This is a genomic window from Pseudomonas sp. NFACC42-2 (genome assembly GCF_900116055.1).
GTDB lineage: Bacteria > Pseudomonadota > Gammaproteobacteria > Pseudomonadales > Pseudomonadaceae > Aquipseudomonas > Aquipseudomonas marginalis.
Genome location: NZ_FOZO01000003.1, coordinates 117,333 through 138,932, shown reverse-complemented (window position 1 = coordinate 138,932; position 21,600 = coordinate 117,333). Strand labels below are relative to the sequence as shown.

At 62.2% G+C, this 21,600-nt stretch carries 18 protein-coding genes; 11 read left to right on the top strand and 7 right to left on the bottom strand.

The window, feature by feature from the left end; translation table 11 throughout:
* Window positions 1–6 precede the first annotated feature (6 nt).
* On the bottom strand, window positions 7–1,542 hold the full coding sequence (locus tag BM416_RS07960) for an efflux transporter outer membrane subunit (RefSeq protein ID WP_092487109.1): 1,536 nt from the start codon (window positions 1,540–1,542) through the stop codon (window positions 7–9).
* A gap of 183 nt (window positions 1,543–1,725) precedes the next feature.
* Here BM416_RS07960 and BM416_RS07955 point away from each other — a divergent pair, with 183 nt between their 5' ends.
* The 5 genes from BM416_RS07955 to BM416_RS07935 all read left to right on the top strand — a co-directional run bounded on the left by BM416_RS07955 (window position 1,726) and on the right by BM416_RS07935 (window position 6,106).
* On the top strand, window positions 1,726–2,694 hold the full coding sequence (locus BM416_RS07955; protein ID WP_027604744.1) for a LysR family transcriptional regulator: 969 nt from the start codon (window positions 1,726–1,728) through the stop codon (window positions 2,692–2,694).
* Between the two features lie 97 nt (window positions 2,695–2,791).
* Window positions 2,792–3,766, top strand: a complete 975-nt coding sequence (locus BM416_RS07950; RefSeq protein WP_092487106.1) for a 2-hydroxyacid dehydrogenase — start codon at window positions 2,792–2,794, stop codon at window positions 3,764–3,766.
* A 99-nt stretch (window positions 3,767–3,865) separates the two neighbouring features.
* Complete coding sequence (locus tag BM416_RS07945; RefSeq protein ID WP_027604746.1) at window positions 3,866–4,768, top strand: chemotaxis protein CheV; 903 nt, start codon at window positions 3,866–3,868, stop codon at window positions 4,766–4,768.
* 3 nt (window positions 4,769–4,771) lie between these two features.
* Window positions 4,772–5,254 carry a GNAT family N-acetyltransferase gene (locus BM416_RS07940; protein ID WP_092487103.1) on the top strand — a complete coding sequence of 161 codons (483 nt, stop codon included), beginning with the start codon at window positions 4,772–4,774 and terminating at the stop codon, window positions 5,252–5,254.
* Window positions 5,255–5,362: 108 nt separating this feature from the next.
* Window positions 5,363–6,106, top strand: a complete 744-nt coding sequence (locus tag BM416_RS07935; RefSeq protein ID WP_092487100.1) for a YkgJ family cysteine cluster protein — start codon at window positions 5,363–5,365, stop codon at window positions 6,104–6,106.
* A gap of 17 nt (window positions 6,107–6,123) precedes the next feature.
* Here BM416_RS07935 and BM416_RS07930 read toward each other — a convergent pair whose 3' ends face one another.
* On the bottom strand, window positions 6,124–6,906 hold the full coding sequence (locus tag BM416_RS07930; RefSeq protein ID WP_092487097.1) for a transporter substrate-binding domain-containing protein: 783 nt from the start codon (window positions 6,904–6,906) through the stop codon (window positions 6,124–6,126).
* A gap of 166 nt (window positions 6,907–7,072) precedes the next feature.
* The gene (locus tag BM416_RS07925; protein WP_092487095.1) at window positions 7,073–7,306 is read right to left on the bottom strand and encodes a hypothetical protein; all 234 of its coding nucleotides are present in this window, start codon (window positions 7,304–7,306) and stop codon (window positions 7,073–7,075) included.
* 213 nt (window positions 7,307–7,519) lie between these two features.
* On the opposite strand from BM416_RS07925, the gene BM416_RS07920 reads away from it, so the two are divergent.
* From BM416_RS07920 to BM416_RS07895, 6 genes are all read left to right on the top strand, one after another.
* Window positions 7,520–8,686 (top strand): efflux RND transporter periplasmic adaptor subunit, encoded by a 1,167-nt coding sequence (locus BM416_RS07920; RefSeq protein WP_092487092.1) that lies wholly within the window; start codon window positions 7,520–7,522, stop codon window positions 8,684–8,686.
* Window positions 8,683–11,778 carry a multidrug efflux RND transporter permease subunit gene (locus tag BM416_RS07915; protein ID WP_092487089.1) on the top strand — a complete coding sequence of 1,032 codons (3,096 nt, stop codon included), beginning with the start codon at window positions 8,683–8,685 and terminating at the stop codon, window positions 11,776–11,778. Before BM416_RS07920 ends, BM416_RS07915 begins: the two co-directional genes overlap by 4 nt.
* Before the next feature lie 31 nt (window positions 11,779–11,809).
* The gene (locus BM416_RS07910; protein ID WP_024073527.1) at window positions 11,810–12,487 is read left to right on the top strand and encodes a heavy metal response regulator transcription factor; all 678 of its coding nucleotides are present in this window, start codon (window positions 11,810–11,812) and stop codon (window positions 12,485–12,487) included.
* Window positions 12,477–13,841: a heavy metal sensor histidine kinase gene (locus tag BM416_RS07905; RefSeq protein WP_092487086.1), complete on the top strand. Its 1,365-nt coding sequence runs from the start codon at window positions 12,477–12,479 to the stop codon at window positions 13,839–13,841. The genes BM416_RS07910 and BM416_RS07905 overlap by 11 nt, the downstream gene beginning before the upstream one ends.
* Before the next feature lie 288 nt (window positions 13,842–14,129).
* Window positions 14,130–15,458: an OprD family porin gene (locus tag BM416_RS07900; RefSeq protein WP_092487083.1), complete on the top strand. Its 1,329-nt coding sequence runs from the start codon at window positions 14,130–14,132 to the stop codon at window positions 15,456–15,458.
* 87 nt (window positions 15,459–15,545) lie between these two features.
* Complete coding sequence (locus BM416_RS07895) at window positions 15,546–17,039, top strand: sensor domain-containing diguanylate cyclase (RefSeq protein ID WP_092487080.1); 1,494 nt, start codon at window positions 15,546–15,548, stop codon at window positions 17,037–17,039.
* Between the two features lie 106 nt (window positions 17,040–17,145).
* Here BM416_RS07895 and lpxC read toward each other — a convergent pair whose 3' ends face one another.
* From lpxC to BM416_RS07875, 4 genes are all read right to left on the bottom strand, one after another.
* Entirely contained in the window at window positions 17,146–18,057 is a 912-nt protein-coding gene (lpxC, locus tag BM416_RS07890) for a UDP-3-O-acyl-N-acetylglucosamine deacetylase (RefSeq protein WP_003171886.1), read from the bottom strand.
* 112 nt (window positions 18,058–18,169) lie between these two features.
* On the bottom strand, window positions 18,170–19,375 hold the full coding sequence (ftsZ, locus tag BM416_RS07885) for a cell division protein FtsZ (protein WP_017526184.1): 1,206 nt from the start codon (window positions 19,373–19,375) through the stop codon (window positions 18,170–18,172).
* A 74-nt stretch (window positions 19,376–19,449) separates the two neighbouring features.
* Window positions 19,450–20,712 (bottom strand): cell division protein FtsA, encoded by a 1,263-nt coding sequence (gene ftsA, locus BM416_RS07880; protein ID WP_027604757.1) that lies wholly within the window; start codon window positions 20,710–20,712, stop codon window positions 19,450–19,452.
* 15 nt (window positions 20,713–20,727) lie between these two features.
* Window positions 20,728–21,597 (bottom strand): cell division protein FtsQ/DivIB, encoded by an 870-nt coding sequence (locus BM416_RS07875; RefSeq protein ID WP_027604758.1) that lies wholly within the window; start codon window positions 21,595–21,597, stop codon window positions 20,728–20,730.
* Between the last annotated feature and the right edge of the window lie 3 nt (window positions 21,598–21,600).

The following is a 21,600-nucleotide window of genomic DNA, read 5'->3' as shown; positions in this document are numbered from 1 at the left end:
AACTATTCAGTGATCAAACATGGCAAGCGCCGCCGGGGTCTTGCTCGGGAGGGTCTTGGCGTCCTGCGGCAGGTCTTTGCCGGCGTCGAGGCCGCCACCCAGTGCGGTCACCAGTTCGGCATGGGCGCCAAGCCGCGCGGCCTGGACCTGCTGCTCGATCTGTTGCTGGCGAAACAGCAGGGTTTGGGCGTTGAGCACATTGAGGTAATCGGTCAGGCCACGCTGGTAGGCGATCATGGCGATGTCGTAGGTCTTCTGTGCCGAGGCCACCGACTGCGCGGCAAACGAAGCTTGCTTGTCCATGGACTCGCGGCGGATCAACTGGTCACTGATGCCCTTGAGCGCATTGACCAGGGTCTGGTTGTAGCGCGCCACGGCGATGTCATAGCCGGCGCTGGCTTCCCCCAGCTCGGCCCGCAGGCGGCCGCCGTCGAAGATCGGCAAGGTGATCGCCGGGCCGACGTTGTAGTTGAATTTCTTGCCGGCGAGAAACGCCAGCATGCCGCCGCCGGTGGCCATGTAGCCGAGGCTGCCGACCAGGTCGACGTTGGGGTAGAAACCGGCGTGGGCCACATCGATGCCACGGGCTTGCGCCGCGACCTGCCAACGGCTGGCAACCACATCCGGGCGCTGGCCGAGCAATTGCGCGGGCAGGCTCGAGGGTAGTTTCAGTGGTGCGGCAAGGGACAGCGTCGGACGCTGCAACGTGGCCCCCTCCCCCGGACCTTTACCGGCAAGCGCCGCCAACTGGTTGCGACTCAGGGCGATTTCCTCGTCCAGGGCATCCAATTGGCGATGGGTTTCCGGCAGCGGCGTTTCGGCCTGGCTCACGTCGAAATGGGTACCGATCCCGGCGTCCAGGCGTTTGTTGGCCAAGTCGAGGATCTGCTGTTGCTGGGCCAGGGTCGCCACGACGATATCGCGGTTGGCGTAATGCAACGACAGCTGGATATAGGCGCGCACCACGTTGTTCTGCAGTTCAAGCTGGGCCTGGCGGGCTTCGGCCGCGCTCATGTGGGCTAGGTCGACGGCACGCTCGGTGGCGTTGCTTTCGCGGCCCCACAGGTCAAGGGCGTAGCTCAGACCCAGGGACGCATTGTTGTCCCAGGTGTTGGCACCGCTCAATTCACCCGGGCCGTAGAACTGATCCTTGGGCCAATTGTGGCGTTTGAGGGTGGTATCAGCGTTGATCTGCAGTGACTCGGCCGACTCGGCAACCCCGGCCATGGCCCGCGCTTCCCGCACCCGCGCGGCCGCCATGGCCATGCTCGGGCTGTTTTGGGTGGCGAGTTCGACCCAGCGGTTGAGCTGGGGGTCGCCGTAGGCCTGCCACCATTGTGCGGTGGGCCAATGGGCGTCCTGGGCGGCGCTGCGGATCGCTTCGTCGGTGGCCAGGGTAGTGGCATTGAGGGCCTGGCCTTGGGGGGCGATTCCTCCGGTTCCGATGCAGCCGCTGATTGCTAACGATAAAGCGCAAACACTGAGAGCCTTCAGCGCTCGGTTAATGAGAGTCTTCAGCTCTCTGCTGATGCGACGCGGCACGGCGAACGAATTCCTGAGGTGGTGTTGCGGGGGGAGGTGGCGCAATTCTAGGCGGCGACATGGAGGACGATAAGCTGGCATTCCTGTGAATCTTTGTTACCGTTCAAGCGATAATCCGTTGGTAGGGATCACTGGACGGCGTAACTTTCTGTCACAATTTGGCATCTCCCCTGAGAACTCTCCATGGACACTTTGCAAAACATGCGCGCCTTCAGTTGCGTGGCCGAAGCGGGCAGCTTCACCGCCGCCGCCGCGCAACTGGACACCACCACCGCCAACGTCTCGCGCGCGGTCTCCAACCTAGAGGCCCATCTGCAAACCCGCTTGCTCAACCGCACCACCCGCCGCATTGCCCTCACCGAGGCAGGTAAACGCTACCTGCTGCGCTGCGAGCAGATCCTGGCCTACGTCGAAGAAGCCGAGGCCGAAGCCAGCGACGCCCACGCCCGCCCCGCCGGGCAGCTGAAAGTGCACACCATGACCGGTATCGGCCAGCATTTCGTCATCGACGCGATTGCCCGCTACCGCCGCACCCACCCGGACGTGACCTTCGACCTGACCCTGGCCAACCGCGTGCCGGACCTGTTGGACGAGGGCTACGACGTGTCCATCGTGCTGGCCAGCGAGCTGCCGGACTCGGGCTTCGTCTCCCAGCGCCTGGGCATCACCTACAGCATCGCCTGCGCCTCGCCGGACTACGTCAAGGCCAAGGGCTGCGCGCAACGGCCCCAGGACTTGCTCAACCACGCCTGCCTGCGCCTGGTCAGCCCGGTGATCCAGTTGGACAAGTGGACCTTCAACGGTCCTGAAGGCCAGGAAAGCGTGGCAATCAATACGTCGCCGTTCCTGGTCAACTCCGCCGACGCGATGAAAACCGCGATCACCAGCGGCATGGGCGTCGGCCTGCTGCCGGTGTATGCGGCCATCGAAGGCCTGCGCAACGGCACATTGGTGCGGGTCATGCCCACCTATCGTTCCCAGGAGTTGAATCTGTACGCCATCTACCCGTCTCGCCAGTACCTGGATGCGAAGATCAAGACCTGGGTGGAATACCTGCGCGGTTCGTTGCCGGAGATCCTGGCGGCGCACCAGGCGGAGTTGGTGGCGTATGAGTTGAGCGGCAGCCTGAGCGGTGCGCGGCTGGCAAACTGATTGCTACCAGGCGATACAGGTCTGCAGTGTCCTGACAATAGTGGCAAGGAATGTTAGCTTGCTTGGCATTCTCCCGTAGTCGATGAGCCCGCCTGCAATGAAAAAGACTGTCCTCGCCTTCAGCCGTGTCACCCCGAAAATGATCGAACGCCTGCAACAGGATTTCGACGTGATCGCGCCCAACCCCAAGCTGGGCGATATCAACGCTCAATTCAATGAAGCCCTGCCCCACGCCCACGGTTTGATCGGCGTGGGTCGCAAGCTGGGCCGCGCGCAGCTCGAAGGCGCGGGCAAGCTGGAGGTGGTGTCCAGCGTGTCAGTGGGTTACGACAACTACGATGTGCCGTACTTCAACGAGCGCGGGATCATGCTCACCAACACCCCCGACGTACTGACCGAAAGCACCGCCGACCTGGCCTTCGCCCTGCTGATGAGCAGCGCGCGCCGGGTCGCCGAGCTGGACGCCTGGACCAAGGCCGGCCAGTGGAAAGCCAGCGTCGGCGCGCCGCTGTTCGGCTGTGACGTGCATGGCAAGACCCTCGGTATCGTTGGCATGGGCAATATCGGCGCGGCCGTGGCCCGGCGTGGGCGCCTGGGCTTCAATATGCCGATCCTGTACAGCGGCAACAGCCGCAAGGCCGCGCTGGAACAGGAACTGGGCGCACAGTTCCGCAGCCTGGACCAGTTGCTGGCCGAGGCGGATTTCGTCTGCCTGGTGGTGCCGTTGAGCGACAAGACCCGCCACCTGATCGGCACCCGCGAGTTGGAACTGATGAAGTCCAGCGCAATCCTGATCAATATTTCCCGTGGCCCGGTGGTGGACGAACCGGCGCTGATCCAGGCCCTGCAAAACCACACCATTCGCGGTGCCGGGCTGGATGTGTATGAGCAGGAGCCGTTGGCCGAGTCGCCGCTGTTCCAGCTGAGCAATGCGGTGACCCTGCCGCACATCGGCTCGGCGACCCATGAAACCCGCGAAGCCATGGCCAACCGCGCGTTGGACAACCTGCGCAGCGCCCTGCTCGGCCAGCGTCCGCAGGACCTGGTGAACCCGCAGGTGTGGAAGGGCTGACACGGGCCCAGCCCGACACAAAATCGGGTTAAAGCCTGGCTCTCCCGAGTCGATAACCCTCAATAGAAGTTCGTCATCCCTGATCCACAGAAGGTTTTTATGTCCACCACCAAAGCCCGCGCAGACTCACTCTCGCTTCTGCTCTTTACCTTGCGCAGCGGCAAGCTGATGGCCATCAACCTGCTGAAAGTCAGCGAGATCATCCCTTGCCCGCCGCTGACCAAGCTGCCGGAGTCCCATCCCCACGTCAAAGGCATCGCCACCCTGCGTGGCAATTCGTTGGCGGTGATCGACCTGAGTCGCGCCCTGGGGGAAATGCCCCTGGAAGACCCGAACGGCGGCTGCCTGATCGTCACCGACGTGAGCCGTTCCAAGCAGGGCCTGCATGTGCAGGCCGTGAGCAAGATCGTGCATTGCCTGACCACCGATATCCGTCCACCGCCCTACGGCTCCGGCGGCAACCGTGCGTTCATCACCGGGGTGACCCAGGTGGAAGGCGGCCTGGTGCAGGTGCTGGACATCGAAAAAGTCATCCATGGCATCGCCCCGGCGCCGATTGAAGCGGCGCCTACCGACCTGACCATGGAAGAGGCGGAAGTGCTCGGCAATGCGCGGATCCTGGTGGTGGATGACAGCCAGGTCGCCCTGCAGCAGTCGGTACACACCCTGCGCAACCTTGGCCTGACCTGCCACACCGCGCGCAGCGCCAAGGAAGCCATCGATGTGCTGCTGGAACTGCAAGGCACGGCCGCGCAGATCAATGTGGTGGTGTCGGACATCGAGATGTCCGAAATGGACGGTTATGCCCTGACCCGCACCCTGCGCGAAACCCCGGACTTCCAGGATCTTTACGTACTGCTGCATACCTCCCTGGACAGCGCGATGAACAGCGAAAAGGCGCGCCTGGCCGGTGCCAACGCGGTGCTGACCAAGTTCTCCTCGCCCGAACTGACCAAGTGCCTGGTGGTCGCCGCCCAGACCGTGGCGCAACAGGGGCTGTAACCGGTGGCGGAGCATTTCCAACTGCTGCGCCGCGACCTCACCGGCAGCCTGCCTGCACCGCAATGGCCGGCCCATACGCAGTTGGATCATTACCGCGAAGAGCTGGCCCCGGCGATCCATGCAGTGCTGCGCATGACCCAGGAGCAAGGGGGAGGCCGCGTTCCTCATCTGCACGCCTGGCAGCATCTGTTCGTCAGCGACGCCGAATTCGACCCCACGCTGTGTCTGGTGGCCAGCAATGGCGATGGCATTCTCGGCGTGGCGCAGTGCTGGACCAGCGCGTTTATCAAGAACCTGTCCGTGCATCCTTGCGCTCAAGGCCAAGGCCTGGGCCGCGCGTTGTTGCTGCACTGCTTCCAGGTGTTCAAGCAGCGCGGCGAACCCTATGTCGACCTCAAGGTGCTGGAGAGCAACCGGCGCGCCCGACAACTGTACGAAAGCGCGGGCATGGTCTTTGTGCTGCGGGATGTGGTCGCCGAGGACTGACAGGCGCTGGCGCATAACTTGCTTCCAGAGCAGCACAACGGTGGATAGAGGTAAAAACCCGTCACTGTTCCTGTGTGCCCTCTGACCTAGCCTGGTGACAGATCCGCCATGAACACCCATTTTTCCTGTGTCGGTTGCGGCAAATGCTGCAGCGATCACCACGTCCCCCTGACCCTCCAGGAAGCCCGCCAATGGGCGGCTGACGGCGGTAACGTCATCGTTCTGGTGGAAGGTTTCCTGAGCAATGGCCTGGGCCTGCCTCAACTGCAGCGCGAACATGCCGAGCGGCGTTCGGTGGTGGTACCCAGCGGCAGCACCGAGGCGTTTGTGGCAATCACCTTTGCCGCCTACAACGCCGGGCGCTGCCGGAATCTTGACGCAGACAACCGATGCCGCATCTACGAGCGCCGCCCGTTGGTGTGCCGCATCTACCCGATGGAGATCAACCCCCATATCCCACTCAACCCCGCCGCCAAGGATTGCCCGCCGGAATCCTGGGAACAGGGCCCGGCGTTGATCGTCGGGGGTGAATTGATGGACCAGGAACTGGTGGAACTGATCCAACGCTCGCGCCAGGCCGACCGAGACGACGTGCAGACCAAGGAGGCGGTGTGCGCCTTGCTCGGCATTCGCACCACGGCCCTCAAGGGCGATGGGTTTACCGCGTACCTGCCGGACATGGGCGCGTTTGCCCAGGCGATTGAGTGGGCGGTGGACCGGCCGGCCGTGGCCAATGAATGGGTGTTTCATGTATCGGGGATGGACATCGCCGAACAGTTGCTGGATGCCGGCGCGCAGATTGCCACCGAGGTGCCGGCCAACTATGCGTTTATCTCGCTGCGGGCAGCGTAGACCTTGAAGGCCGCCGATCAGTGCTCGGCAGGAACGGCGTCAAGGCGGTAGGGCTGGATGATCCGCTGGTACTCGCCGCTCTGCTTCAGTTGTTCAAGGGCGCAGTTGAGTTCGTTGCGCAATGCGGTGTCAGGTTTGCGCACCGCGATGGCCACACCATCGCCCAAAAGCTCGGACGAAATGGCAGCGCCGACGAAGTCGAAATCGTGGCCGTCTTCGGTGTCGAGCAAGGCTTCACGAATTTCCACCGTGCCTTGCAGGGTCGCATCAATCTCGCCGGCTTTAAGGCTGCTGACTAATTCATTGTTGAGCCAGAAGCTCTTGACGATGACGCCATTTGGCGCCCACATCGAGCGGGCAAAAGCCTCACGATTACTTCCCAGCAACACGCCGACACGCTTGCCCTTGAGCGACTTTACCCGCGGCTGCAAGTTGGACATCCGGCGCGCCACCAGGCGCGTGGTGAAGGGGTAGAGGTTATCGGTGAAGCCCACCCAGCGTTGTCGTTGCGACGTCGGCGCTATCCCCATGATCGCGTCGAATTTCCTGGCTTCAAGGGAGATGAAATCTTCGGCAAGCACCTGGTCGACCCAGATGCAGCGTGCATTCAACTGCACGCACAGGGCGTTGCCCAACTCGATATTCAAGCCGACCAACTGCCCTTGCGGGTCGCGGCTCTGGAACGGGGGGAACTGTGCAGCAACGGCGAAACGGATTTCACGCTGCGATGGATCATCGGCCGCAGAGGCATCCGCCGCAAGCAACAGGGCAAGCACTACACAGATGTGTATCAGAGCCAAGGGAGACGTCCTTTTCCGGAAAGACCAGCATCGCCCCCCTCCCCCCTGAAACCACTGGGACAGAGCAAAGGCTGTGCAAGCTTTCAAGAAACGGTCGTAGACCTACAATCAGAAATTTCAGCAGAGGCTGTAGGCAACAATCGACACGATGTACGACTTGTTAACCTCAGCGTTTACCCATCGAACGACGAGTACCCGGCGGTGCCATGCCTGGCGACTTGGTATGGCCGTTCTTGGCGCCGTTTTTGTACCACGGTTGGGCCGCATTCCTGGACCCAGCCAACTCACCCGGCTTGAACGGAAACTTGAACGCCGGGATCTCGGCTTTTTCAACGCCTTCGGCGCTGGCCGGATCGACGTTGTCGTTCGCTTCAACAGGGGGTTGTGTCGGGGAAGTCATGAAAGCTCCGGGGCGTGCAAAAAATGATGCGGGGCCGGCTTGCGGGCCACACTGGCGCGCAGTATACCTGCGAGCTTCGGATCTTTAACCACCACCGGTACGAATGGTCGGAGTTTGCTGACAGCGCTGTCAGTTAGCCGTCACCGTGCTGACCGGGTTGAAGGGCTATAACGACCGCTCACTCTCCCCATCCTTTGCCCCGGCGCCTCACCCATGCACATTCAACGAAAAACTGCCCTGATCGTGGGTGTCCTCGTGGTCGTGGCGGTTGCAGCCTGGGCGCTGACCCGCCCAGCCAAGGCCAGACTGGCGGCACCCACCGCGATCCCGGTGCGGGTGGTGAGCGTAGCGCAGCAGGACATTCCACGCTTTGTCAGCGGCATCGGCACGGTGCTGTCCCTGCACAGTGTGGTCATTCGCCCGCAGGTCGACGGCATTCTCATCCAATTGCCGGTCAAGGAAGGCCAGTGGGTCAAGGCCGGCGACCTACTGGCCAGAATCGATGATCGCTCGATCCGCGCCAGTCTCGACCAGGCCAAGGCACAACTGGGCGAAAGCCAGGCGCAATTGCAGGTGGCGCTGGTCAACCTCAAGCGCTACAAGGAATTGAGCGTCGACGACGGCGTGTCCAAGCAGACCTACGACCAGCAACAAGCCCTGGTCAACCAGCTCAAGGCCACCGTCCAAGGTAACCAGGCCGCCATCGATGCAGCCCAGGTCCAGCTGTCCTACACCCAGATTCGCTCGCCGGTCAGTGGCCGCGTCGGTATTCGCAATGTGGATGAAGGCAACTTCCTGCGCACCAGCGATACCCAGGGCCTGTTCTCCGTGACCCAGATCGACCCGATTGCCGTCGAGTTCTCTTTGCCGCAACAGATGCTGCCGACCCTGCAAGGCCTGATCGCCGCGCCTGCCCAGGCCAGCGTGGACGCCTACCTGGGTGCCGACACCGACGGCCAGACCGGCGACCTGCTCGGCGAAGGCCACTTGAGCCTGATCGATAACCAGATCAGCTCCACCACCGGCACCCTGCGCGCCAAGGCCGAGTTCAACAACGCCTCGCAACGCCTGTGGCCGGGGCAACTGGTGACCATCAAGATCCAGACCGCCCTCGACAAAAATGCCTTGGTGGTGCCGCCGACCGTTGTACAACGCGGCCTGGATTCGCACTTCGTGTACCGGGTCAACGGTGACAAGGTCGACGTGGTGCCGGTACAAGTCACCTATCAGAACAGCGACGTCAACATTATCAAGGGCGTGCAGGCCGGTGATGTACTGGTCAGTGATGGCCAGTCGCGGCTCAAGGCCGGTGCCCAGGTGGAGGTGCTCAAGGAGCCACCGCAGGTGATCCAGACCGTCGACGCCAAGGTGCAGCCATGAACGGCAGCCGTTCACCCTCGGCCTGGTGCGTCGACCACCCGGTCGCCACGTTGTTGCTGACCTTCGCCCTGGTGCTGCTCGGGATCATTGCCTTTCCGCGCCTGGCCATCGCGCCACTGCCGGAGGCGGAATTTCCGACGATCCAGGTCACGGCACAACTGCCCGGCGCCAGCCCGGACACCATGGCCTCCTCGGTGGCGACGCCACTGGAAGTGCAGTTCAGCGCCATCCCCGGCATGACCCAGATGACCTCCAGCAGTGCCTTGGGCTCAAGCCTGTTGACCCTGCAATTCACCCTCGACAAGAGCATCGACACCGCCGCGCAGGAAGTGCAGGCAGCGATCAACACCGCATCCGGCAAGCTGCCCAGCGACATGCCGAGCCTGCCCACCTGGAAGAAGGTCAACCCGGCGGACAGCCCGGTGCTGATCCTCAGTGTCAGCTCCGACAGCATGCCCAGCACCGAGTTGAGCGACTATGTGGAAACCCTGCTGGCGCGGCAGATCAGCCAGATCGACGGGGTCGGCCAGATCAACATCACCGGCCAGCAACGCCCGGCGATCCGTGTGCAGGCGTCCCCCGACAAACTCGCGGCCATCGGCCTGACCCTGGCCGATATTCGCCTGGCCATCCAGCAATCGAGCCTCAACCTGGCCAAGGGTGCGATCTACGGCGAGAACAGCGTGTCGACCCTGTCGACCAACGACCAGCTGTTTCACCCGGAGGACTATGCCCGACTGATTGTGTCCTACAAGGATGGCGCCCCCGTTCAACTGCGCGATATCGCCAAAGTCATCAACGGTTCGGAAAACGCCTACGTGCAGGCCTGGTCCGGCGACACTCCGGGGGTCAACCTGGTGATCTCGCGACAGCCCGGCGCCAACATTGTCGAGACGGTGGACCGCATCCAGGCCGAACTGCCGCGCCTGCAAGGCATGCTGCCGGCGTCGGTGCAGGTCAGCGTGTTGACCGACCGCACCAAGACCATCCGCGCGTCCCTGCATGAAGTGGAAGTCACCCTGCTGATCGCCATCCTGCTGGTGGTGGCGGTGATGGCGCTGTTCCTGCGCCAGTTGTCGGCGACACTGATTGTGTCCAGCGTGCTCGGCGTGTCGCTGGTCGCCAGTTTTGCGTTGATGTACCTGATGGGCTTCAGCCTGAACAACCTCACCCTGGTGGCGATCGTGATCGCCGTGGGCTTTGTGGTCGACGATGCCATCGTGGTGGTGGAGAACATTCACCGCCACCTCGAAGCGGGGCTCGACAAGCGCGAAGCGGCGATCAAGGGCGCCGGCGAGATTGGCTTTACCGTGGTGTCCATCAGCTTCTCGTTGGTGGCGGCGTTTATTCCGCTGCTGTTCATGGGTGGCGTGGTCGGACGGCTGTTCAAGGAGTTCGCGCTGACGGCCACCTCGACCATCCTGATTTCGGTGGTGGTCTCATTGACCCTGGCACCGACATTGGCCGCGCTGTTCATGCGCGCCCCGACCCATCCCGCCCACGACAAACCCGGCTTCAGCGAACGCCTGCTGGCCGGCTACGCGCGCAACCTGCGTCGCGCGCTGGCCCATCAGCGCAGCATGGCCGCGCTATTCGTGGTGACCCTGGCCCTGGCCGTGGCCGGCTACGTGTTTATCCCCAAGGGCTTCTTTCCGGTACAGGACACCGGTTTTGTGCTCGGCACCAGCGAAGCGGCGGCCGATGTGTCATACCCGGACATGGTCGCCAAGCACAAGGCCCTGGCCGAAATCGTCAAGGATGACCCGGCGGTGCAGGCGTTTTCCCATTCGGTGGGCGTGACCGGCAGCAACCAGACCATCGCCAACGGGCGCTTCTGGATCGCCTTGAAAGACCGCGGTGATCGCGACGTGTCCGCCAGCCAGTTCATCGACCGCATCCGGCCCAAGCTCGCGAAAGTGCCGGGCATCGTGCTGTACCTGCGCGCGGGCCAGGACATCAACCTCAGCTCCGGCCCCAGCCGCGCCCAGTACCAGTACGTACTCAAGAGCAACGACGGCCCGACACTCAACACCTGGACCCAGCGCCTGACCGAAAAACTGCGCGCCAACCCGGCGTTTCGCGACCTGTCCAACGACCTGCAACTGGGCGGCAGCATCACCCATATCAGCATTGATCGCCAGGCCGCCGCGCGCTTTGGGCTGACCGCCACCGACGTCGACCAGGCGCTCTACGATGCCTTCGGCCAGCGCCAGATCAACGAGTTCCAGACCGAGATCAACCAGTACCAGGTGGTGCTGGAGCTGGACAGCCAACAGCGCGGCAAGGCCGAAAGCCTGAACTACTTCTACCTGCGATCAAAGCTGACCAATGAGATGGTGCCGTTGTCGGCAGTGGCCAAGGTCGACCCACCGACCGTGGGACCTCTGTCCATCAGCCATGACGGCATGTTCCCCGCCGCCAACCTGTCGTTCAACCTGGCACCCGGTGTGGCGCTGGGTGACGCGGTAATCATGCTCAACCAGGCCAAGAATGAAATCGGCATGCCGGCCACCATCATCGGCAACTTCCAGGGCGCGGCCCAGGCGTTCCAGAGTTCGCTGGCCAGCCAGCCCTGGCTGATCCTCGCGGCGCTGGTGGCGGTCTACATCATTCTGGGTGTGTTGTATGAGAGCTTCGTGCACCCGCTGACGATTATCTCCACCTTGCCCTCGGCGGGGCTGGGCGCGCTGATCATGCTGTCGCTGATGGGCCAGGACTTTTCGATCATGGCGCTGATCGGCCTGGTGCTGCTGATCGGGATCGTGAAGAAGAACGGCATCCTGATGATCGACTTCGCCCTGGACGCCCAGCGGGTGCGCGGGCTGCCGCCGGAGGAGGCGATCTATGAAGCCTGCATCACGCGGTTCCGGCCGATCATCATGACCACCCTCGCCGCCCTGCTCGGTGCGGTACCACTGATGCTCGGCGCCGGCCCTGGCGCGGAAATGCGCCAGCCCCTGGGCATCGCGGTGGTCGGCGGCTTGCTGGTGAGCCAGGCGCTGACGCTGTTCACCACACCGGTCATATACTTGTACCTTGAGAAGTTTTTCCACCGGCCCAAACCAGCGATTGAGCTGGCGACCACACACTGAGGCCAAGGCACCGCCCTGGAGCAAAAGGCTCATGCGCGTACTGATTGTTGAAGATGAAGAAAAAACCGCCGACTACCTGCACCGCGGCCTGACGGAGCAAGGCTACACCGTCGACGTGGCACGTGAGGGCGTCGAGGGCCTGCACCTGGCGCTGGAAAACGATTACGCGGTGATCGTGCTCGACGTGATGCTGCCCGGCCTCGATGGCTTTGGCGTGCTGCGGGCGTTACGTGCGCGCAAGCAGACGCCGGTGATCATGCTGACCGCCCGTGAGCGCGTGGAAGACCGTATCCGCGGCCTGCGCGAAGGCGCCGACGATTATCTTGGCAAACCGTTTTCCTTCCTCGAACTGGTGGCGCGCCTGCAAGCCCTGACCCGCCGCAGCGGCGGCCACGAGCCGGTGCAGGTCACAGTCGCCGACCTGTGGATCGACCTGATCAGCCGCAAGGCCAGCCGCAATGGCGTGCGCCTGGACCTGACCGCCAAGGAGTTCTCGTTGCTCAGCGTATTGGCGCGGCGCCAGGGCGAAATCCTCTCCAAGACCTCGATTGCAGAAATGGTCTGGGACATCAATTTCGACAGCGACGCCAACGTGGTCGAGGTGGCGATCAAGCGCCTGCGCGCCAAGCTTGACGGGCCGTTCGAACACAAGCTGCTGCACACCATTCGCGGCATGGGTTATGTGCTGGAGAATCGCAGTGTCGGCTAACTCCATTGCCCTGCGCCTCAGCAGCATGTTCACCCTGGTGGCGGCGCTGATATTCCTGTTGATCGGCGGCGCGCTGTATCAGCAGGTGGACCGCAGCCTGGGCTTGCTGCCAGGGGCGGAGCTGGACGCGCGCTACAGCGTGTTGGAATCCTCTGTGAACCGCTTCGGCACGCCGGACCATTGGGTGAAGATTCAAGCCAAGCTCAAATTACTCGGCGAGGAAGACAAGCGCATCCGCTTCTGGGTCGTCAGCAGCGATCCGACCTACGAGTATGGCACCCCCGATGCGCAGATCCGCGCCTTCGCCGAGGGCCCGACCGGCAAGCGGGATCTGCGCCTGCCGGGGCGCGAGTACCCGTTCAAGGTGCTGGTGAGCCAGTTCCCGGCCAAGGACCAACGCCCGCCGCTGCGCTTCATGATTGCCATCGACACCGAAAACTTCCGCGCCACCCAGCACCACCTGCTGGTGGCGCTGGTCAGCCTGGCGCTGGTCGGCGTGGTGCTGGCCGCGCTGCTGGGGTTCTGGGTGTCGCGCATTGGCCTCAAGCCGCTGGGCAAACTCTCGGATGAAGCACAGAAACTGGCGCCACCGAAGCTCTCCGGGCGCCTGCAACTGTCGCCGCTGCCGCCGGAGCTGAGTCAGTTCGTCAACTCGTTCAACGCCACTCTGGACCGCGTGGAACAGGCCTACTCGCGCCTGGAGTCGTTCAACGCCGACGTCGCCCACGAACTGCGCTCGCCGCTGACCAACCTGATCGGCCAGACCCAGGTTGCCCTGACACGCGGGCGCTCGGCCGAGCACTACTTCGAGGTGCTGCAATCCAATCTCGAGGAATTGGAACGCCTGCGTTCGATCATCAACGACATGCTGTTCCTCGCCAGCGCCGACCAGGGCAGCAAGGCCACCAAGCTGAGCGAAAGCTCCCTGGCCGATGAAGTGGCGACCACTCTCGACTACCTGGACTTCATCCTTGAAGACGCCCAGGTTCAGGTACGCGTGCATGGCGACGCCCGGGTGCAGATCGAAAAAGCCCACCTGCGCCGCGCCCTGATCAACCTGCTGAGCAATGCGGTGCAGCACACCGCGCCGGGGCAGGTGATCGATGTGAACATCGACGTGCTGGAGCATCAGGTGGCAATCGGCGTGACCAACCCTGGTGAGGTGATTGCCAGCGAACACCTGCCCCGGCTGTTCGAACGCTTCTATCGGGTGGACGCGTCGCGCAGCAACAGCGGGGCGAATCACGGCTTGGGGCTGGCCATCGTCAAGGCGATTGCCTTGATGCACGGCGGTGATGTGTTCGTGCGCAGCGATGTCAGCGGCAATACCTTTGGCATTACCCTGCCGGTCTAGACATCTCCCCCATGGCCCTCAGCATCACTGTTGCTGTTTTGGCAACAGTCATTATCTTGTTACACTCTGTATCGCAGCGCTCGCCTGCGTTACTTTGACGCATCGATGAGCGCGACGGCAAAGGCAGCTGACCCGCTTACCCGAATTTCCCTCGACTTATTTCCAGGGCTCTACACTGGGAATCTGTCTTAAAGCCGCTGACTTCAGCGGCTTTTTTTTGCGCTAAAAAAAGGCCAGGCACACCCCCACGACACTGGCCGTTTTCGATTGACCAAAGGAGCTCCACCGGTGAAGAACTCGCTGACGTTCACCCCGTTATTCCTCGCGATTGCAGCAACGATCGTTCCCCTTGCCCACGCGGCAGACACCACCCCCGCCGACGGATTCGTCGAAGGCGCGCACCTCGACATCAACACCCGCAACTACTACATGAACCGCGACCGGCGCGACCTCCACACCGATGACAGCAAGGAATGGGGCCAAGGTTTTATTGGCACCTTCGAATCCGGCTACACCGAGGGCACCGTCGGCTTCGGCCTGGACGCCCACGCCATGCTCGGCCTCAAGCTCGACGGCGGTGGCGGCACCGACGGTTCCAGCATCCTTCCCTACGGCAGTGCTGACGGCAGTGGCAAAGCGCCCGGCTCGTTTTCCACCGCAGGGGGCACCTTGAAGATGCGCGCCTTCGACACCGAACTGAAGGCCGGCGACCTGTTCCTCAACAACCCGGTGATCGCCGGCGGCATGACGCGCATGCTGCCGCAGACTTTCCGTGGCGTGAGCCTGAGCAACCACAGTTTCGACGGCTGGATGCTCGAAGGTGGCCAGGCCAGCTTCACCAAGCTCTACAACCAGAGCGGCCACCGACGCATCGGCACCAGCTACGGCGCATTGCCCAGTAACGCTGACAGCCAGCACATGAATTGGGCGGGCCTGTCGTTCAGCGGCATCCCGGGAGTGACCAGCAACCTGTACGCTTCCGAACTCAAGGACGTGTGGCACCAGTACTACTACGACCTGGACTACACCTACGCGCTGAACGACCTGGTCAGCCTCAACCCGGGCCTGCACTACTACCACACCCAGGACACCGGCCAGTCGCTGCTGGGGGGTATCGACAACAACACCTATAGCCTGCATTTCACCGTCGGCGTGGGTCACCACAGCATCACCGCGGCCTACCAGCGGGTCAACGGCAACACGCCGTTCGACTACATCAGCCAGGGCGACAGCGTGTACCTGGACAACTCCCAGCAATACTCGGACTTCAACGGCCCCAATGAGCGCTCATGGAAGCTCAAGTACGCCTACGACTTCGCCGGCCTCGGCATGCCTGGCCTTACCTCGGCGGTGTCCTACATCAGCGGTAAGACCGATCTGACCAAAGTCGACCCGCAAAGCCGTGGCTACAGTGCCTGGTACAGCGCTGACGGCAAGGACGCCAAGCACTGGGAACGGGATATCGATTTGAAGTATGTGGTGCAGGGCGGCAAAGCCAAGGATTTGGCCGTGCGCCTGCAATGGGCGACCAATCGCGGCAGTCATGGCTACTCGGCGGTAGACCGGGATGTGGATGAATACCGGGTGATCGTCGACTACCCGATCAACGTGTTCTGAATCCACGGATCTTTCTTTTTAGGCAATGATTTAATTTTCATCGGGTAGAACTAAACTGCCAGCATCCACATCGCTGAAGTCTGCCCGATGAGCCAACGCCGTGTCCGTACCCTGCCCGCACGCCCAGAACTGTTAATGGTTTTGGGCAGCGGTATCACTGTTGTCTTGATCGTGGTCATCGTCGCCGCGTTGCTGATCCGCGAACACGCCAGCACCCTGCAGGCCGCTACGCGCTCAACCACCAATATCGCCCAGTTGATCAACGCCGACGTGCTGCGTAACGTCGAGCTCTACGACCTGGCACTCAAAGGGTTGATTGCCGCCAAACAACGCGAAGACCTGTCCCAGGTTGCGGCGAATATCCAGCACCTGGTGCAGTTTGACTTGTCCACTGCCGCACCTTTCAAGGGTGAAGTGCTGTTGTTGGACGCCGATGGTGCGGTGATCGCCGATTCTTCCACCCTGCAGCCCACCCCGCGCAATTTTGCCAACCGCGATTACTTCCAGGTGCATACCAAGGACGCCCAGGCCGGCTTGTATATCAGCCGGCCGTTCAGGATTCATTGCGACTGCGATCAGGTCTGGCGCATGGCATTCAGCCGGCGTGTGTCGGGGCCTAACGGTGAGTTTGCTGGCGTTGCGGTCGCGACCATGCGCCTGGCCTATTTCGACCAGCTGTTCAACACCGTCACCATCGGCAACAGCAGCAGCGTCAACCTACTTAATAAAAAAGGCTTTTTATTGGCCCAGCAGCCACTGCTCGAAAGCGACATGATCGACAAGGACCTGAGCGAGCGACCGAATTTCAAGAGGATACTGCGTGAAGGCAGTGGCACCTTCCAGGCCATCTCTGCCATCAGCGGCAAGGAGCGCCTGTACACGTTCACCAATGTCGGGGACCTGCCGCTGATCGTGGTAGTGGCCCTGTCCAGTGAAGATGTATTCGCCCCCTGGAAGCGCGCCGCACTGCTGACCAGTGGCGCCACGGGCATCCTGTGTATCGGTTTGTTATGGCTGACCTGGATGCTGCGCCGGGAACTGCGCCGCCGTTATCGCGCAGAGCGCGTCCTGTCAGAACTGGCAGCCACCGACGCCCTGACCGGCCTGGCCAACCGCCGCATCCTCGACGAGCGCCTGCGCCTTGAATGGGACCGGGCGCAACGTTCGCTCGAACCACTGACCGTGCTGATGATCGACGTGGACCACTTCAAGGCCTTCAACGACCGCCACGGCCATCATGGTGGCGATGCAGCACTGCGCACGGTGGCCCAGGTGATCAGCGCCAATATCCGCCGCCCTGCGGACCTCGCGGCGCGTTACGGCGGCGAGGAGTTCGCGGTGGTGCTGCCCAATACGGACGCCAAGGGCGCCTGGGTCATCGCCGAGCATATCCGCAGCAGCATCGAACATTTGCCGCGGGTGGCGGGGGATGAGCAGCCGATCACGGCAAGCATCGGCATGAGCACCCGGGACAAGCGCAGCCGGATGTCCCTGGAGGCTTTGCTGCTCAGTGCGGACAGGGCGTTGTATGAGGCCAAGCACACGGGGCGCAATCGGATTGTGGATGCCAGTGAGGGGTGATGATCGTCCCCACGCTGCGCATGGGAACGAGGGAGGCGCGCCACAGGCACATAAAAAAAGGCCACCCGAAGGCAGCCTTTAAAAACTAAAGAAAGAGAGTTGTGACTTACACCGCCGCAACGGGACGCATGTAAGAGATCGGTGCGGTGCTGGCATCTTCGAAGGTCACGACTTCCCAAGCGTCTGTCTGCTCAATCAACTTGCGCAGCAGCTGGTTGTTAAGGGCGTGGCCCGACTTGAAGCCTTTGAACTCGCCTATCAGGCTATTGCCCAGCAGGTAGAGGTCACCGATTGCATCGAGGATCTTGTGCTTCACGAATTCGTCTTCATAGCGAAGGCCGTCTTCGTTCAGTACACCATCCGCGTCGACCACAATGGCGTTTTCAACGCTGCCGCCGAGTGCGAGGTTGTGCTTGCGCAGGTACTCGATGTCACTCATGAAACCAAAGGTACGGGCGCGGCTGACTTCTTTTACGAACGAAGTGCTGGAAAAATCCACGCTTGCACTCTGGGTGCGGTCACGGAATACCGGGTGATCGAAATCGATCTCAAAGCTCACTTTAAAGCCTTCGAACGGGACGAAGGTGGCGCGCTTGTCGCCGTCTTCTACTGTCACTTCCCGCAGAATGCGTATGAACTTCTTGGCTGCGTCCTGTTCTTCCAGGCCGGCAGATTGAATCAAGAATACGAAGGGTCCAGCGCTGCCATCCATGATCGGGACTTCGGACGCGGAGAGCTCGACGTAGGCGTTATCGATGCCCAAACCGGCCATGGCCGAGAGCAAGTGCTCCACCGTGTCCACTTTGACGTCACCGTTGACCAACGTGGTCGACATCGTGGTTTCGCCAACATTTTCCGCGCGAGCAGGAATCTGCACCACAGGGTCCAGGTCGGCACGCACAAACACGATGCCGGTGTCGACAGGTGCAGGCTTGAGGGTCAGGTATACCTTCTCCCCGGAGTGCAGACCTACACCTGTGGCACGAATAATATTCTTCAGGGTGCGTTGTTTAATCATGGCTTGGACCGCTTCAGCGCAAATTGCGAACTGGTATCAACAAAGGCTGGCGATAATAGCAGACCAGACCTTTGCTGAACACCAATCACCTTCATAGCCCTGATACATTCCATTAATCGGCCTGACGACGCAGGAATGCCGGGATGTCCAGGTAGTCCAGATCATCTTGCGGATTCGGGCTACGGGACGCCGCAGCACCGGCCTGAGCCTGGTTGCGCATCACGGTCGGACGATCCAGGTCACGGTAGTTCACCGACGGCAGTTCCTGGCGCGAAGGCGCAGGAGCGGCAGCCGCTTGGCTCGCGTGGCTGGCCTGGCTGTTATGCAGGGTGTTGTCGATGACCTTCACAGGCTTCTCGATTTTCGCGCCCAGGCCGGTGGCAACCACGGTCACGTGCAGCTCGTCGCGCATGTCCGGATCGATAACGGTACCGACCTTGACCATGGCGTGCTCGGAAGCGAAGGCTTCGATGATGCTACCCACGTCGGAGTACTCACCCAGGGACAGGTCAGGACCGGCGGTGATATTCACCAGGATGCCGCGTGCGCCTTGCAGGTTCACGTCTTCCAGCAACGGGTTGCGGATGGCCGCTTCGGTGGCTTCGCGTGCACGATTCGGACCGCTGGCGCAGCCAGTGCCCATCATTGCCATGCCCATTTCGCTCATGACAGTACGTACGTCGGCAAAGTCGACGTTGATCATGCCTGGACGCTTGATGATGTCGGAGATACCGCGAACGGCACCGGCCAGTACATCGTCAGCCTTGGCGAACGCGGACAGCAGGCTTGCGTCCTTGCCCAGGATGGTCAGCAGCTTCTCGTTGGGAATGGTGATCAACGAGTCGACGCTTTCAGACAGCAGACGGATACCTTCGTCGGCGATCTGCATGCGCTTGCGGCCTTCGAACGGGAACGGACGGGTCACGACCGCAACCGTCAGAATCCCCATTTCCTTGGCCACTTCGGCAATGATCGGCGCTGCACCGGTACCGGTACCGCCGCCCATGCCCGTGGTGATGAACACCATGTTGGTGCCCTGCAGCACTTCGGCAATACGCTCGCGGTCTTCCAGGGCGGCTTGACGGCCGACTTCCGGATTGGCGCCAGCGCCGAGGCCCTTGGTCACGGCTGTGCCCAATTGCAGGATGGTCCGCGCGCCGATGCTTTTCAGCGCCTGGGCATCAGTGTTGGCGCAGATGAATTCAACGCCTTCAATGTTGCTCTTGACCATATGGTTGACAGCGTTGCCGCCGCCACCGCCGACACCGATCACTTTGATGACCGGGCTGGCGGGGATGTTGTCTACGAGTTCGAACATGTTCCCTCTCCTTTCATTTTCTCTAGTTTTTTCGCCTACTGCTTGTTTCGGTGCTGCGGTGTTGCGGTAAATCTTTAGAAATTGCCTTTGACCCACGCCTGCAGCCGCTCGAACAACGGCGCCTTGGCCTCGTCGTCGCTGCGGTAGCTGTCACGGTTGCTCGGGCCCGACAGGGAAATGCCGTCGGTCTGCTTCTGCAGCCCGTACAACAGCAAGCCCACACCGGTGGAATAAATCGGGTTGCGCACCACGTCGCCCAGGCCTTTCACGCCATGGGGAACACCCAGGCGTACCGGCATGTGGAAGATTTCCTCGGCCAGTTCGACCGCGCCTTCCATCTTCGAGGTGCCACCGGTCAGCACGATGCCGGCCGGGATCAAATCTTCGTAGCCGCTGCGACGCAGTTCAGCCTGGATCAGGGTGAACAGCTCGTCGTAGCGCGGCTCGACCACTTCGGCCAGGGCCTGGCGCGACAGCTCGCGCGGTGGACGGTCGCCCACGCTTGGCACCTTGATGGTTTCACCGGCACCGGCCAGCTTGGCCAGGGCGCAGGCATAGCGGATCTTGATTTCTTCGGCGTACTGGGTCGGCGTACGCAGCGCCATGGCGATGTCGTTGGTCACCTGGTCGCCGGCAATCGGGATCACGGCGGTGTGACGGATCGCACCCTCGGTGAAGATCGCGATGTCGGTGGTGCCGCCGCCGATATCCACCAGGCATACGCCAAGCTCTTTTTCGTCGTCGGTCAGTACCGAATACGCGGAGGCAAGCTGCTCGAGAATGATGTCGTCGATTTCCAGGCCGCAGCGGCGCACGCATTTTTCAATGTTCTGTGCAGCGTTGACAGCGCAGGTCACCACGTGGACCTTGGCTTCCAGACGCACGCCCGACATGCCCAGGGGCTCGCGGACGCCTTCCTGGTTATCGATCACGTAGTCCTGCGGCAGGGTGTGCAGCACACGCTGGTCAGCCGGGATCGCCACGGCCTGGGCAGCGTCGAGGACGCGCTCAAGGTCGGCGGCGCTGACTTCGCGGTCGCGAATCGCCACGATGCCGTGGGAGTTCAGGCTGCGGATATGGTTGCCCGCCACGCCGACGAACGCCGAGTGAATCCGGCAACCGGCCATCAGCTGCGCTTCTTCGATGGCGCGCTGGATCGATTGCACGGTGGACTCGATGTTGACCACCACGCCCTTCTTCAGGCCCCGGGACGGATGCGTGCCAATACCGACGATTTCGATCGTGCCGTCTTCCCCGACCTCGCCCACCAGCGCCACCACCTTGGAGGTGCCGATATCGAGACCGACGATCATTTTGCCGCTTTGCACGTTTGCCATGGGTCCTGCCTCTTCTTAATTCTTCGCGACAGCGGGTTGCGCTGCCGTGGGCGCAGCCGGTTCACGCCAGCCGACGGCAAGGCCGTTGGCGTAACGCAGGTCGACGCTCGCAATGTTCGTAATCTGTTCTTTCAAGGTCTTGTCATAGATGGCGATGAAACGGCGCATCTTTTCCACCAAGCGGTCGCGTCCCAGCAACAACTGGATGCCCGGGCCGGAACTGCCTGCCCCGGTCGTCAAAAACCAGCTGCCCCGTTCACGCAGTTCCAGGCGTGCAATGGAGAAGCCCATTGGCCGCAGCATCTGGCTCAGGGCCTGGTACTGCTGCATCACTTGCTGCTGCGCCCGCTGCGGCCCGAACAGCTGCGGCAGGTGCTCGTAGTTGGCCAGCTCACGCGGAGTGAACGCCTGACCCTGGTTGTTCAACAGCGCCTCATCGCCCCAACGGGCCACGGGCAGCTGCTCTTCCAGGCGGATCGTCACCTGGTCCGGCCAGACACGGCGGACTTCGGCGTGGGCGATCCACGGCATCTGCTCCAGCTCCCGACGCATACCGGCCAGGTCAATGGTGAAGAAGCTCGCCGCCAGGAACGGGCCGATACGCTGCTGCACCGCTTGCTGGCTGATGTAGCTCAGGTCGCCCTGCACGCTGATCTTGGTGATCGGCCGGTCGGCATACGGCAATAGACGCTGCGCGCCCTCGTAAGTGCCGAAGCCCAACACCACCAGCATCACCGGCCAGAACAGCGCCTTGAGGAAACCAAAGTTGGCTTTCGGCAGGCGCGCCGACATCGGCTCTTTAGCCACCATTCGACTGGCACCCCGTGGCACCGGCTTGCGGCTCGGTGCTTGTGGGGGCTGATGACGAAGCGATGCGCCTTTCATGTC

Coding starts and splice junctions, on each gene's coding strand:
- BM416_RS07955 (WP_027604744.1), top strand. CDS start 1,726: ATGGACACTTTGCAAAACATGCGCGCCTTCAGTTGCGTGGCCGAAGCG.
- BM416_RS07950 (WP_092487106.1), top strand. CDS start 2,792: ATGAAAAAGACTGTCCTCGCCTTCAGCCGTGTCACCCCGAAAATGATC.
- BM416_RS07945 (WP_027604746.1), top strand. CDS start 3,866: ATGTCCACCACCAAAGCCCGCGCAGACTCACTCTCGCTTCTGCTCTTT.
- BM416_RS07935 (WP_092487100.1), top strand. CDS start 5,363: ATGAACACCCATTTTTCCTGTGTCGGTTGCGGCAAATGCTGCAGCGAT.
- BM416_RS07925 (WP_092487095.1), bottom strand. CDS start 7,306: ATGACTTCCCCGACACAACCCCCTGTTGAAGCGAACGACAACGTCGAT.
- BM416_RS07920 (WP_092487092.1), top strand. CDS start 7,520: ATGCACATTCAACGAAAAACTGCCCTGATCGTGGGTGTCCTCGTGGTC.
- BM416_RS07915 (WP_092487089.1), top strand. CDS start 8,683: ATGAACGGCAGCCGTTCACCCTCGGCCTGGTGCGTCGACCACCCGGTC.
- BM416_RS07910 (WP_024073527.1), top strand. CDS start 11,810: ATGCGCGTACTGATTGTTGAAGATGAAGAAAAAACCGCCGACTACCTG.
- BM416_RS07895 (WP_092487080.1), top strand. CDS start 15,546: ATGAGCCAACGCCGTGTCCGTACCCTGCCCGCACGCCCAGAACTGTTA.
- lpxC (WP_003171886.1), bottom strand. CDS start 18,057: ATGATTAAACAACGCACCCTGAAGAATATTATTCGTGCCACAGGTGTA.
- ftsZ (WP_017526184.1), bottom strand. CDS start 19,375: ATGTTCGAACTCGTAGACAACATCCCCGCCAGCCCGGTCATCAAAGTG.
- ftsA (WP_027604757.1), bottom strand. CDS start 20,712: ATGGCAAACGTGCAAAGCGGCAAAATGATCGTCGGTCTCGATATCGGC.
- BM416_RS07875 (WP_027604758.1), bottom strand. CDS start 21,597: ATGAAAGGCGCATCGCTTCGTCATCAGCCCCCACAAGCACCGAGCCGC.